Genomic DNA, 13,327 nt, shown 5'->3' on the forward strand with positions numbered 1-13,327 from the left:
AGCGTAAAATGGCTCGTATAGCTGGTGTGGATTTGCCACGTGACAAACGCGTTGAGATCGCCTTGACTTATATTTTCGGAATCGGTAAAACGACTTCCCAGAAAATCCTTAAAGAAACAGGCATTGACGTTAACACACGTGTCCGTGATCTGACGGAAGATGAGGTCAGCAAACTTCGTGAAACGATCGACAAATCGGTCAAGGTTGAAGGTGACCTGCGTCGTGAAATTTCCTTGAATATTAAACGTCTTACCGAGATCGGTTGCTACCGCGGTGTTCGCCACCGTCGTGGATTGCCTGTTCGCGGTCAACGTACCAAAACCAATGCCCGTACCCGGAAAGGCCCGCGTCGTACGGTAGCAAACAAAAAGAAATAATAAGGGGGGATAAGAGACAATGGCTAAACCGAAAAAAGTCGTACGTACAAAACGTCGCGACCGTAAAAATATCGAAAGTGGCGTGGCACACATCCGTTCCACGTTCAACAACACCATCGTTACCATCACGGATCCGCACGGCAATGCAATTTCCTGGGCAAGCTCCGGCGGCCAAGGATTCAAGGGTTCCCGTAAATCGACTCCGTTTGCAGCGCAAATGGCAGCCGAAACTGCCGCTAAGGCAGCTATGGAACACGGCATGAAATCCGTTGAAGTTATGGTTAAAGGACCGGGCGCGGGCCGCGAAGCAGCCATCCGTTCCCTTCAAGCCGCTGGTCTTGAAGTAAACCTTATTAAAGACGTAACTCCGGTTCCTCACAATGGATGCCGTCCGCCAAAACGTCGTCGCGTATAGTGAAATCAGAATTGTGATTGTGGTATAATTCTGACGCATCTGCTAATAATAGGTGTTTAGGCATACTACATGATACACCTGATGGGGTGACAGTTTCATATAGGAGCGACGTTTGAAGGAGGGTACACTCGTGATAGAAATCGAAAAGCCGAAGATTGAAACCGTAGAAGCGAATGATGAAGGAACCTATGGGAAATTCGTAGTTGAACCGCTGGAACGTGGATATGGCACGACGCTGGGGAACTCGCTTCGCCGGATTCTGTTGTCCTCCCTGCCGGGAGCAGCAGTAACATCGGTTCAAATTGACGGCGTTCTGCATGAGTTCTCCACCGTTCCTGGCGTAATGGAAGACGTGACGGAGATCATTTTGAACCTTAAAGCTCTTTCTCTGAAAATCCATTCAGACGAAGAGAAAGTGTTTGAAATCGACGCCGAAGGGGAAGGCATCGTGACCGCCGGAGATATCCGTGCGGATAGCGATGTCGAAATCCTGAATCCGGATCTTCATATTGCAACGCTGGGACCAGGTGCGAGACTTCATATGCGTATTTTTGCAGGTCGGGGCCGTGGCTATGTCCAAGCGGATCGGAATAAACGCGAAGACCAGCCAATCGGTGTCATTCCGGTTGACTCCATCTACACGCCTATTTCCCGCGTTAATTATGTCATCGACAACACTCGTGTTGGTCAAGTGACCAACTACGATAAATTGACGCTTGAAGTATGGACAGATGGCAGCATTAGACCGGAAGAGGCTGTAAGCCTCGGAGCCAAAATTTTGAACGAGCACCTCGTTTTGTTCGTAGGACTTACGGACGAAGCGAAAGACGCCGAAATTATGGTTGAAAAAGAAGAAGACAAAAAAGAAAAAGTGCTTGAGATGACTATCGAAGAGCTTGATCTTTCTGTTCGTTCCTACAACTGCCTCAAACGTGCCGGTATCAATACCGTGCAAGAGCTGACCACGAAAACGGAAGAAGATATGATGAAGGTCCGTAACCTCGGCCGCAAATCTTTGGAAGAAGTTCAAGAGAAGCTCGAGGAGCTCGGTTTGGGTCTTCGCACAGAAGAATAGCCCGAAGTTTAAGCTTGAGTACTTGAGTGAAGGAGGGAAAATAAATGGCATACCAAAAATTGGGCCGTGACTCCAGCGCGCGCAAAGCTTTGTTCCGCGACATGGTAACGGATCTGTTCTTATACGAGCGCATCCAAACAACGGAAGCCAAAGCGAAGGAAGTTCGTTCCATCGCCGAGAAACTGATCACGAAAGCAAAGAAGGGTGACCTTCACGCACGTCGTCAAGTAGCAGCTTTCGTTCGCCGCGAGACCGTTGACGGTGAACAAGATGCAATCCAAAAACTGTTCTCCGAAATCGCTCCTCGTTACAGCGAGCGTCCAGGCGGATACACCCGTATCCTGAAACTGGGTCCTCGTCGTGGCGACGCTGCGCCTATGGTTTATCTGGAACTGGTAGACCGCGCGTAGATCAGGCAAGCAATGATTTCCGGTTTTGTCAGAAAGGCTTAACGTTATTGTGCTGCAGGGGCATCTTGGCCCTGCCGTACAATTAACCGCGGGAATCACCTTGTATAGAGTAGAAGGAGCTCCCGCCGGGGCTCTTTTTTTTGTGCGAAATCGGCGGAAAGGACGGGTAGTATGCGCAACCTGCTAATGAGAGTCCATTACGATGGCACGCATTATGACGGTTTTCAGACCCAACCACAGGGGAATACGATTCAGGACCGGCTGGAGCAAGCCATTTACCTGCTAACCGGAGAGACGATCAAGATTACGGCCTCCGGCCGTACGGATGCAGGGGTTCATGCCTACGGGCAGCCGTTTAACTTCATGACGTCCTCGAAGATTCCTCTGGAACGGTGGTGTCTGGCGCTTAATGCCCGGCTTCCGGAGGATATCGTGGTTACCGAGGCGAAAGAAGTACCGTTTTCTTTCCACTCACGCAGAGGGGCGAAACGGAAGACTTACCGGTATACCATTAACGGCAACCGGTTCCCGGACCCGTTTCAGCGGCGCTGGCAGCATCACCATCCGGTGAAGCTGGATTTAGAGGCCATGGAGCAGGGCCTGAAGTTTCTCCTGGGTACCCATGACTTCACTTCGTTTGCTTCTCGCCATTCCACAAAAGCCTCCCATGTCCGTACGATTTATGATGTCCATATGGAAGTGGACAGGATGTTCAGCCGGCCGAATTCCGCTGATCTGGGAATCATTCATACGTATATTACGGGCAGCGGTTTTTTGCAGCATATGGTCCGTATTATTATGGGCACGATGATCTGGGTGGGCGAGGGCAAATATGCCCCAGAGCATGTTGCGGCGATTCTTGCGGCTTGCGATCGCGGGGCGGCAGGGCCTACGGCTGTGGCCAAAGGACTGGCGCTGTGGAGCGTTGAGTACGAAGATGAAGACCGTTAACACACTGCGGATCGTTTTGATAAAAAAGGCCAGGTGCATTTACAAAAACACTTGCGCTTATCCGTATTATGCTGTAATATAAAAGTTGTGTTTTCTTGATGGCTATCCCACAGCCCCGATCAAGAAGATGCCAACAATCAAGCTTTTCCCTAACATACAAATGTAACTAATGAGAGAACAACGATATACGAAACAGAAGATTTTCGTACGAGAACAAGGAGGAAACATTCATGCGTACCACTTATATGGCTAAGCCGAACGAAGTTGAGCGCAATTGGCACATTATTGATGCCGAAGGCAAAACACTTGGTCGCTTGGCTAGTGAAGCCGCTGCTCTGATCCGTGGCAAACACAAACCGCAATTCACTCCACACGTTGACACTGGCGACTTCGTTATCGTCATCAATGCGGAGAAGATTCACCTGACAGGCAAGAAACTGCAAAACAAAAAATACTACCGTCACTCGATGTATCCGGGCGGCCTGAAAGTAACTACAGCCGACGACATGCTGAAAACAAAACCTGAACGCGTTATCGAATCCGCCGTACACGGCATGATTCCTAAGACTCGTCAAGGCAATCACATGAAGCTGAGACTGAAAGTTTATGCCGGCGCCGAACATCCACATGCAGCACAAAAACCTGAAGTTTACGAACTTCGCGGATAAGAATAGAGGAGGACAGTTTCATGGCACAAGTACAATACTATGGGACAGGTCGTCGTAAACATTCGGTAGCACGTGTTCGCCTTGTACCGGGTGAAGGACGCATTGTCATTAACAAACGCGAGATGGACGATTACTTCGGTCTGGAAACGCTCAAACTGATCGTTAAACAACCACTTACTCTGACTGAAACCCTGGGCAACTACGATGTACTCGTAATCGCTCATGGCGGCGGTATTTCCGGCCAAGCCGGCGCAATCCGTCACGGCATTTCCCGCGCTCTGCTCAAAGTTGACCCTGAATATCGTGGCGCTTTGAAAAAAGCCGGCTTCCTGACTCGTGACCCACGCATGAAAGAACGTAAAAAATACGGCCTCAAAGCCGCTCGTCGCGCTCCACAGTTCTCGAAACGTTAATATTCCTTGGTTTTCAAGGATCACAAGCCTCCGGCCTCTGGCCGGGGGCTTTTTGTTATATCTTTATCGGATTAAAGGATTGACATACTACCGGTATGCTTTATACTATTTCATATAAAAACAGTTGGAATTGTCGTCATAACATTCAGCCGGAATCGCAGCCTAAATTTTTAGATAGGGGACATTCAATATGAATTTGTTGGAAAAAGAAGATCTGATCAAGATTAAAGCGGAAGAACTGGAAGGCGCGACGCCGGAGGAGATTATCGCTTGGGCGGTTGCTACGTTCCCGAATATAACCTTTGCCTGCAGCTTTGGCGCCGAGGATGTAGTGCTCGTCGATATGCTGCAAAAGGTAAGCCCGTCTACCGATGTATTTTATCTCGATACGGACTATCACTTCAAAGAAACCTACGAGACCCGCGATGCCATTGCGGACCGATATGGCTTGGAGTTTGTCCGCGTATCGCCGCAGATTACACCGGAAGAGCAAGCAGCCCAATACGGAGAAGCGCTTTGGTCGGTTGATCCGAACCAATGCTGCGCTATCCGCAAGGTGGAACCGCTGACCCGTATCCTTTCGCAATATGAAGCGTGGATTACCGGGATCCGCCGGGATCAGGCACCTACCCGCGCCAATTCCAAGAAAGTGGAATATGACTATAAATTCGGTCTGGTGAAGTTCAACCCGATTGCCGACTGGACGTCCGAAGATGTTTGGAACTATATTCGCGAGAACAACCTGATCTATAACCCGCTGCATGACCGTAACTTTCCGAGCATCGGTTGCGAGCAGTGCACCAGAGCGGTAATGCCAGGCGAGGATCCACGTGCCGGCAGATGGTCCGGTTCGGAGAAGACGGAATGCGGTTTGCATAAATAATAAGGCATTAGCCTGAAGCAGAAGGAGAGAAAAGGAATGACTTCAATACTTCCTCACGGAGGAACCTTGATTCAGCGCGTAGCTGAGGGAGCTCAGAGAGAACAATTGCTGCAGCAGGCTTCGGGCCTCAAATCCATTGCCATTAATACTTGGACGATTTCCGACCTTGATCTAATCGGTGTCGGCGCGTTTTCTCCGCTCACCGGTTTTATGAACGAAGCGGATTATACCTCAGTGGTGCATAAGATGCGGCTCGCCGACGGGACCGTATGGAGTATTCCGATTACGCTGGCCGTCACCGATGAAGTTGCCTCCAGCCTCAGCATCGGCGACCAGGTATCGCTCGTAGGCGAAGGCGATGGCGTCGTTTATGCTCTGCTCGATATCGAGAGCATCTACAGCGTCGAACAGGCGACGGAAGCACAAAACGTGTTCAAAACAGTTGATCCTGCCCATCCTGGTGTCAGTAAGCTGCTCGCGCGGCCAGCGACTTATGTCGGCGGACCGATTACTGTGCTTAACCGTCCGCAGCCGGAGAAATTCGGCGAGTTTTATTTCGATCCGGCTGAGACGCGGCGCATATTTGCCGAAAAGGGCTGGAGAACGGTGGTCGGTTTTCAGACACGCAATCCGGTGCACCGCGCTCACGAATATATCCAGAAATCCGCCATGGAGATTGTCGATGCTTTGTTCCTGAACCCCCTTGTCGGCGAAACCAAATCCGATGACGTGCCTGCGAATGTACGGATGAAGAGCTATCTTGCGCTACTGGAGAACTATTATCCGGCAAACCGTACGTTCCTCGGCGTGTTTCCTGCAGCCATGCGTTATGCAGGACCGCGGGAAGCGATTTTCCATGCGATGGTGCGGAAAAATTACGGCTGTACCCACTTCATCGTCGGCCGCGACCATGCCGGCGTTGGCGACTACTACGGCACTTATGAAGCGCAGGAGATTTTCAGCAACTTCACAGCCGAAGAATTGGGAATCACCCCGCTGTTCTTCGAACATAGCTTTTTCTGCATAAAATGCGGCAATATGGCCTCCAGCAAGACTTGTCCGCATCCGGCCGATCAGCATCTGACGCTGTCCGGTACCAAGGTGCGCGGCCTGCTGCGCGCCGGAGAATGCCCGCCGCCGGAATTCACCCGTCCGGAAGTGGCGCGGATCCTGATTGAAGGCATGGCTCAGGAAGTTACGGCCGAATCCTAGGAGTTGTACTAATTGGCCCTCTTGTCCCATATAGATGAGTAGTATCTATTGGGACGAGGGGGTCTTTGCTATGTCTGGGCGAAAGACGGGGAAGTTCTCGGTCTGGATCTCTTGGAGCACCATCAAAAAAAGCGTCGTTGGCCTCATCCTGCTGGCTGTCATGATCGGGATCGTCGCTTACGATATGCCTACGGCCAAAACGGTGGATTATTGGAGCTTGCCGTTGTCGGGGAAAGTCATTGCTATCGATGCCGGCCATGGCGGTCCGGACGGGGGGGCCGTCAGCCGTGAAGGCTTGATCGAAAAGGATATCAATCTGTCCGTATCTCTTTATTTGCGCGATTATTTACAGCAAGCCGGAGCCATTGTTGTCCTTACCCGGGAAGGCGACTACGATCTGGCGCAGGAGGGTACGAAGGGCTATTCCAAGCGTAAGACGGAGGACTTGAAGCAGCGGGTTCGCACGATTGAGGAAGAGAACGCCGATATGTTTATCAGCATACATATGAACAGCGTTCCGTCCAGCCGCTGGAGCGGGGCACAGACGTTCTTTTACCCTAATCATGAGGGGAACAAGGTGCTTGCCGACCTGATTCAGGAGGAGCTGCGCAAAACGCTGGAGAATACGGACCGGGTTGCCAAGACGGCGAATACTATTTTTTTGCTGAAAGCGCTGAAGATGCCGGCCGCGCTCGTGGAAGTCGGGTTCCTGTCTAATCCACAGGAGTCGGCACTGCTTGGCGACGATGTGTATCAGCGGAAAGTGGCGACAAGCATCTACCGCGGAGTATTAAGTTATATGGCGAAGCAGCCATAATGAACGGCGACTACTCATCGGATGGACGGTAATGCTATAATATAGCCAAAACTACCGGAGCTTGCCCGTCCGGAACGAAATTGAGGTGCTTTCCATGCTGACCAGGGAACATATTCAAGAGCTGCTGCAAGTCGTCACAGACCCGGTAACGGGAAAAAGCCTCGTGGATTTGCAGTTGATCCGCGACATTATGGTAAAAGAAGACCGGGTATCGTTATCGGTCGTTTGTCTTGACCCGGACGACCAAAACCGGATGAAGCTGGAACAGGAAGTCCGAGATCGCCTGACCGAGGCAGGGGTTCAGAACATCCACATCCGGCTGCGCGATGCGACCGATTATGAGCGGTCTCTGCATCGTTCAGGGAGCGACGAAGCGGATTCTTCAACGCAGCAAGAGGACAAGCCGAAAGGGCACGCAGCGGGCCTGCAGGGGCTTCCGTTGTTGAGCGAAGAGTCCGGCGTACATTTTATCGCAATTGCCAGCGGCAAGGGCGGGGTTGGCAAGTCCACTGTTACCGTTAATTTGGCGGCAGCGCTGGCCCGCAAAGGCAAACGGGTCGGATTAATTGACGCCGACATATACGGGTTCAGCGTACCGGATATGATGGGGATCGAAGAAGGGCCGCAGGTGGAGGAAGGTACGATTATTCCGGTGGAGCGCTTCGGTGTTAAAGTCATGTCCATGGGCTTCTTTATCCGTGAGAACAATCCGGTCATCTGGCGGGGGCCGATGCTAGGCAAGATGCTGCGCCAGTTCTTCAGCGACGTCGGCTGGGGCGAATTGGATTACATGCTGCTTGATCTTCCTCCGGGAACCGGCGACGTGGCGCTGGATGTCCACCAGATGCTGCCGGGCAGCAAAGAAATTATCGTTACGACGCCGCACGCGACGGCGGCCTTTGTGGCGGCTAGAGCAGGATCGATGGCGCTTCAGACGGAACATGAAGTTCTTGGCGTAGTCGAAAATATGGCATATTACGAGTGCTCCTCCTGCGGAAAGAGGGATTATATCTTCGGACGCGGCGGCGGGGCAAGACTGGCGGAGACGCTACATACCGAGCTGCTGGCGCAGCTGCCGCTGGGGGCGCCAGACAACCATGTATCGGAGCCTGATTTCTCGCCGTCCGTATACAAGGCCGAGAGCGCCACGGGAGTGCTTTTTGACGAGCTGGCGGACAGAGTGATCCTGAAATGTGAATAATGGTTCCAAAAGCAAAGAGCCCTTCCGCTTATCGGAAAGGCTCTTTGCTTTTGCTGCGCCGGTTTAAGAACCGCCGCCGTCTTGTTTAGCGCTGTCGCCGCCACCGCTGTCTCCACCGCCGCCCCCTTCGCCTTGTCCCTGTTTATCCTCGCCCTTCTTTTGAACCTTAGGCTGGAGCTCATCTTGAACGACCGTCTTCAGCAAATCCAGAACTTCCATGCGGAAGAGAGGGTTTTGCATGGCATCCTGCATAATGGTCATGGATTGCTTGCGGTAATCCGAGGTTTTCATAAGATTTAGGAACATGGTCATCATTTCGGGCGACTTCATAATTTCCTCGACGGATTTCTGATACGACGGGTCCTTGATCAGCTGCAAATGAAGCTCTTTGCTTTCTTTGTTAATGGCTTTGGCGAAATCCCCGGCAAACGTCGGGTCGGTCATGATCTTCTCGATTTCCTTCTGGTATTCCGGTGCCGTCAGCGTATCCTTCACTGCCGTGCGGATTTGCTCGGAGGTTTGAAGAGGCATCATTTTCATGCTGATTCCGCTGCTGCCGCCCCCTTCCGAGCCGGAGCTTGGGGTAGTGAGAGCCTCCTCGATCGCTTTTTTGCCATCATCGCTTTTCAATATATCGACGACCATCGTTTTCATTTCCTTGTAGCTTGGCTGACCGGATGATGAACCGCTTTGATCCGATCCGCATGCCGTCAAGGTTAAGGCAAGGCTCAGTGCCAAGCCTCCAGGCCACAACAATCTCCATTTCATCGGCGCTGCCCTCCTGTTCTGGACTCCTGTCTGTAGTATGCCGCGGGTAAGCAACTTTATGTTGCCCCGCAATGGTTTTTTCCCGGCAACCTTGGTAAAATAAATGTGACAGGGAGGTGAAGGCGCTGAATCTGAGAAAATGGTTTCGTCTTTTTTGGACCACTCTTCTGGTTGGCGCGGGCGGAGCGGTTGTTGCCGGTCTTAGCCTGCAGGCGTTTAACGGAGGCATCGATTTTAAAAGCGCGGCCGACTTTTTCATTTACCCGCTTATTCTCGTGGGTTACGGCGTGCTGGTCAGCGTCTATGCACAGCTTGGATTTTTTGCTTACCTGATTCTTATTTATATGGGCAATGGCGTATTCCCGCGCAAAACATGGCAGTACATACAATTGGTGTTGTCGATTCTGGCCCTGCTGGAGCTTGGTTTCCTGCGCACGTTCGTAGGCGGGGAAAGAGACATCGCCTCGGATCTGCTGCTGTGCATAAGCATCCTGGTGGTTGCTTTGGCAGTAGCTTACTTCAAGGTGCGGAGTACCAATGCCTCGGCCTGGATTCCGACGTTTTTCTTTATGACTGCAGTGACTATCGTCGAAACGATCGGTGTGCTGCGCATCGGCGTCAACAGTGCCACCGTATTTATCGTCGTCCCGCTGATGGCCTGCAATGCGTTCCAGATTATGACGCTGCACCGGATTTTGAAACCGGACCTGGCAAGATCCCGCGAAAAAGCAAACAACCCCGTTTCCCTGTAACCAGGGACGGGGTTTTTGGTCTATCCCAATCGCAAGCGATTAAAATCGGCGTCTAGCGGTTAATCTTATGGAACAGGAGGGAATATATGAATATCAAGCGCTATATGATAAAAGACACCAATGAAAAAATTCTGAAGAAGCTCGATCCAGGGGAGAGCGGCGACTTCGACTCCAAAGAGGAAGCGGCCGTTAAAATGCAGGCCCTGAAGGATCGGCTGGCGGAGCTGCAGGACATTTTGTTCGCTCAGAAAAAGCATTCCCTGCTTGTCATTCTTCAAGGCATGGACTCCAGCGGGAAAGACGGTACGGTGAAGCATATCTTCTCCGGCATTAATCCCCAAGGCTTTCTGGTAACCAGCTTCAAAAAACCTTCGCTAGAGGAAGCAGCCCACGATTTTTTGTGGAGAGTGCATATGAAAACCCCACCTAAAGGGTATATAGCCGCTTTTAACCGCTCGCATTACGAGGAGGTTCTCGTTCCCCGGGTGCATGGCGATATCGGCAAAGAGGAGATCAAGAGACGTTTCAAGTACATCCGTCATTTTGAGGAAATGCTGGCGGAAGAAGGAACTACGATTATTAAGCTGTTTTTGCATATCTCCAAGGAAAAGCAGCTTGAGAAAATTCAGGAACGTCTGCAGGACCCGGCCAAACATTGGAAGTTTGACGCCAGCGACCTGGAAGAGCGCAAATATTGGGACGATTACCAAGAGGCCTATGAGGATATCTTCCGTGAAACAAGCATCGAAGAAGCTCCCTGGTACTGGATTCCTGCCAATCATCGCTGGTACCGAAACTACCTTGCTTTGGCAATAGTAGTAAAAACGCTGGAGAGCCTGGATTTGCAATATCCGAAGCTGAACACGCCAACCCCGGATATCTCCAAGCTCATCACGCCGCGCCATTAATCTTGAATCACATTCCGGCTGCATCCTCCAGTTGATCGGTCAGGGAAGCGGAATCGCGGACCTCTTTGCCGTCTGCGCTGCCCTGGCTGATCAGCTCGGACACCGTCACAAACTCATATCCTTGGCTGCGGAGGTTGTCGATGATTTGCGGGAGCGCCTCATGCGTTTGCTTGCAGGAGTCGCTGGCATGCAGAAGGACGATATCCCCGGGGTGGGCTTTGGTCGTCACGCGTTTGACGATATTCTCGACGCCGATGTTTTTCCAGTCCAACGAATCGGTGTCCCATTGAATGACTTTATAACCCATATCGCTGGCCACCTGCAGCACGCGTTTGTCAAAGTCCCCGTTAGGCATGCGGATCAGATTGGGTTCCTTGCCTGTAAGCTCGGTCAATACGGTATGCGCTGTAGCGATTTGAGTGCGGATTTCCTCATTGCTTAACGTACTGTAATTGACATGCTTATGCCCGTGGCTGCCGATTTCATATCCTGCGTCTTTGATGCTGTTGACAATGTCGGGATGGGTTTTACTCCAGGGCGAAGACAGGAAGAAGGTCGCTTTGTCCACTTTTTTGTCTTCCAACACCTTTAAGATCGGCTCTGCGCGCTTATCCCCCCAACTGATATCAAACGTTAATGCAATCAGCTTTTTTTCCGTCGGTACGCTGTAGATGGCGGAAGGTCCCGAATCCGAAAAAACGGTAATGTTGCCCCTCTCCACGTAAAAGACGCCGGCGGCAAGCAGCGCAGCGGCCATGATGTAAAAAAACCGCTTGATTTTTTTGCCGCTAAATACATAAAACGAATTCATACGAGCAGCGCTCCTCTCATGCAAATGCTTGTTTACTCTAAATGTATGCTCGTACCGAAAGCTTATGACCGAAACACGGGAGGTCGCAATGTTCTCTTTTTCCGGCTTTATGAAAAGCTTGTCCCATATCCGCGGAGTTTTGCTGCTGGCGTTACTCTTGTTTGTCGCTGGGGGCATCATTGGCTGGATCGGGACGGGGAGTATCGAACGGCTCATTCATCAGCAAGTGGAGGGGCTTGGCCAAATCAGCGGCAATCTGCGCGATACGGAGCATCCGAAGCTGAGCTTCTTTATATTTATCTTTCTGAACAATAGCGTTAAGGGCGTGCTGATTATATTCGCTGGAGCGCTGTTTGGTATATTGCCGGCGATTTTCCTGCTTATTAATGGTGCAGTTATCGGGTATCTGATTCATTATTCGGCGCTGCAGGGCGATGATCTGTTTGCGCTAATCGTTAAAGGGCTGCTTCCGCATGGAATTATTGAAATACCGGCCATTTTGATTGCCTGCGCGTTTGGATTAAAGTTCGGGGGCAGAGTGGCGAGGTTTCTGTTTCGTCCCGGAAGCGAAGAGCTGAAGCGGAACTCCTGGAAGAGCTTTTTTCGTCTAACTGCAACGGCCTCTTTCTGGATCGTTCTTTTGCTGCTTCTGGCAGCGCTGATCGAAAGCACAATAACCTTTTCGCTTCTCTCATAAAATGTCCGGGTTTTGAGCATACCATTAAAGCCATGAAATTTTGGGGAATTTTAATAATTCTGGTTACAGTTATGGCATGCAGGTTAATCTAGTGTAAATGGATCAGCAGCAGCCTTCCCCACCAAGCGAACTGACTTCTATTGCGCGAGCGGAAGCATTTTACAATCGGTTAACTTAATAACATGAAGGAGGCCAAGCCTATGTTGGGAATGTTGTTCAACGAAAAGGAGTGCAAGGAACTTGACTATGTTTTGCGCAAAGAGCTTGATGAAATGCTTCTGGATTTAAGCGATCAGCGTCTTGACCAAAATATCCGGCACGCCATTGCCAATCGATATAAAACTGTATTCCGCATGTATGCCCGCTTTGCTCCGCAAAAAGAACTGTCCAAATATGCATGGGGTGGACGATCATCCCAATTTAAACATTAGGACTTGAAATTAAATTGAATAGGTTGACTAAAAAGGAGCCGATGTGTTAAATTATATCTCGCGCTCCTTTTCGATTTGTAAAAAGGAATGCAGGCAAGGACGAAGCGGTAAAAACTTTTTGAAAAAATGTACTTGCCAAAACGCGAAACAGTGTGATATATTATAAAAGTCGCCGCTGACAAACAGCGATGACGAAAAAGAAGATGTTTGATCTTTGAAAACTGAACAACGAGTGAGTATTAAAGAGAATGCAAATTCTCGTCAGATGTTTTAAATGAGCAAGTCAAACACCTTTATGGAGAGTTTGATCCTGGCTCAGGACGAACGCTGGCGGCGTGCCTAATACATGCAAGTCGAGCGGAGCTTATCCTTCGGGATAAGCTTAGCGGCGGACGGGTGAGTAACACGTAGGCAACCTGCCCCATGAACTGGGATAACTACCGGAAACGGTAGCTAATACCGGATAATTCCTCTTTTCGCCTGAAGAGAGGATGAAAGACGGAGCAATCTGTCATCATGGGATGGGCCTGCGGCGCAT

17 protein-coding genes and 1 rRNA gene are annotated in these 13,327 nt (G+C 50.8%); 16 read left to right on the top strand and 2 right to left on the bottom strand.

The window, feature by feature from the left end; all coding sequences use genetic code 11:
* The first annotated feature begins 8 nt into the window (after positions 1-8).
* From rpsM to BMW84_RS23505, 11 genes are all read left to right on the top strand, one after another.
* Positions 9-377 (top strand): 30S ribosomal protein S13, encoded by a 369-nt coding sequence (gene rpsM / locus BMW84_RS23455; protein ID WP_091072789.1) that lies wholly within the window; start codon positions 9-11, stop codon positions 375-377.
* A gap of 19 nt (positions 378-396) precedes the next feature.
* Positions 397-792, top strand: a complete 396-nt coding sequence (gene rpsK / locus BMW84_RS23460; protein ID WP_020427052.1) for a 30S ribosomal protein S11 — start codon at positions 397-399, stop codon at positions 790-792.
* A gap of 130 nt (positions 793-922) precedes the next feature.
* A complete protein-coding gene (locus BMW84_RS23465) occupies positions 923-1,867 on the top strand; it encodes a DNA-directed RNA polymerase subunit alpha (protein WP_091072790.1) in 945 nt (314 codons plus the stop codon).
* Positions 1,868-1,911: 44 nt separating this feature from the next.
* Complete coding sequence (gene rplQ / locus BMW84_RS23470) at positions 1,912-2,277, top strand: 50S ribosomal protein L17 (protein WP_091072793.1); 366 nt, start codon at positions 1,912-1,914, stop codon at positions 2,275-2,277.
* Between the two features lie 171 nt (positions 2,278-2,448).
* The gene (truA, locus tag BMW84_RS23475) at positions 2,449-3,228 is read left to right on the top strand and encodes a tRNA pseudouridine(38-40) synthase TruA (protein WP_091072795.1); all 780 of its coding nucleotides are present in this window, start codon (positions 2,449-2,451) and stop codon (positions 3,226-3,228) included.
* Positions 3,229-3,458: 230 nt separating this feature from the next.
* Positions 3,459-3,896: a 50S ribosomal protein L13 gene (rplM, locus tag BMW84_RS23480; protein ID WP_091072797.1), complete on the top strand. Its 438-nt coding sequence runs from the start codon at positions 3,459-3,461 to the stop codon at positions 3,894-3,896.
* Positions 3,897-3,916: 20 nt separating this feature from the next.
* Positions 3,917-4,309 (top strand): 30S ribosomal protein S9, encoded by a 393-nt coding sequence (gene rpsI / locus BMW84_RS23485; protein ID WP_091072799.1) that lies wholly within the window; start codon positions 3,917-3,919, stop codon positions 4,307-4,309.
* A 190-nt stretch (positions 4,310-4,499) separates the two neighbouring features.
* The gene (locus tag BMW84_RS23490) at positions 4,500-5,192 is read left to right on the top strand and encodes a phosphoadenylyl-sulfate reductase (protein ID WP_091072801.1); all 693 of its coding nucleotides are present in this window, start codon (positions 4,500-4,502) and stop codon (positions 5,190-5,192) included.
* 36 nt (positions 5,193-5,228) lie between these two features.
* Entirely contained in the window at positions 5,229-6,404 is a 1,176-nt protein-coding gene (sat, locus tag BMW84_RS23495) for a sulfate adenylyltransferase (protein WP_091072802.1), read from the top strand.
* A 70-nt stretch (positions 6,405-6,474) separates the two neighbouring features.
* Positions 6,475-7,221: an N-acetylmuramoyl-L-alanine amidase CwlD gene (gene cwlD / locus BMW84_RS23500; RefSeq protein ID WP_091072804.1), complete on the top strand. Its 747-nt coding sequence runs from the start codon at positions 6,475-6,477 to the stop codon at positions 7,219-7,221.
* A 94-nt stretch (positions 7,222-7,315) separates the two neighbouring features.
* A complete protein-coding gene (locus BMW84_RS23505) occupies positions 7,316-8,422 on the top strand; it encodes an Mrp/NBP35 family ATP-binding protein (RefSeq protein ID WP_091072806.1) in 1,107 nt (368 codons plus the stop codon).
* Positions 8,423-8,485: 63 nt separating this feature from the next.
* Here the strand turns inward: BMW84_RS23505 and gerD are convergent, their stop codons facing one another.
* Complete coding sequence (gene gerD / locus BMW84_RS23510; protein ID WP_091072808.1) at positions 8,486-9,190, bottom strand: spore germination lipoprotein GerD; 705 nt, start codon at positions 9,188-9,190, stop codon at positions 8,486-8,488.
* 125 nt (positions 9,191-9,315) lie between these two features.
* On the opposite strand from gerD, the gene BMW84_RS23515 reads away from it, so the two are divergent.
* Complete coding sequence (locus BMW84_RS23515) at positions 9,316-9,942, top strand: KinB-signaling pathway activation protein (RefSeq protein ID WP_091072818.1); 627 nt, start codon at positions 9,316-9,318, stop codon at positions 9,940-9,942.
* Positions 9,943-10,028: 86 nt separating this feature from the next.
* Positions 10,029-10,850, top strand: a complete 822-nt coding sequence (locus BMW84_RS23520) for a PPK2 family polyphosphate kinase (RefSeq protein WP_091072810.1) — start codon at positions 10,029-10,031, stop codon at positions 10,848-10,850.
* Between the two features lie 7 nt (positions 10,851-10,857).
* Here the strand turns inward: BMW84_RS23520 and pdaB are convergent, their stop codons facing one another.
* Positions 10,858-11,661, bottom strand: a complete 804-nt coding sequence (pdaB, locus tag BMW84_RS23525) for a polysaccharide deacetylase family sporulation protein PdaB (RefSeq protein WP_091072811.1) — start codon at positions 11,659-11,661, stop codon at positions 10,858-10,860.
* A gap of 88 nt (positions 11,662-11,749) precedes the next feature.
* Here pdaB and BMW84_RS23530 point away from each other — a divergent pair, with 88 nt between their 5' ends.
* The 3 genes from BMW84_RS23530 to BMW84_RS23540 all read left to right on the top strand — a co-directional run.
* Positions 11,750-12,358, top strand: a complete 609-nt coding sequence (locus BMW84_RS23530; protein ID WP_091072813.1) for a stage II sporulation protein M — start codon at positions 11,750-11,752, stop codon at positions 12,356-12,358.
* 200 nt (positions 12,359-12,558) lie between these two features.
* Positions 12,559-12,789: a hypothetical protein gene (locus tag BMW84_RS23535; protein ID WP_025336637.1), complete on the top strand. Its 231-nt coding sequence runs from the start codon at positions 12,559-12,561 to the stop codon at positions 12,787-12,789.
* 292 nt (positions 12,790-13,081) lie between these two features.
* Positions 13,082-13,327: ribosomal RNA gene (locus tag BMW84_RS23540) — 16S ribosomal RNA — on the top strand; the annotation flags it as partial.

Source organism: Paenibacillus sp. NFR01, assembly GCF_900111565.1.
Classification (GTDB): Bacteria; Bacillota; Bacilli; order Paenibacillales; family Paenibacillaceae; genus Paenibacillus_AQ.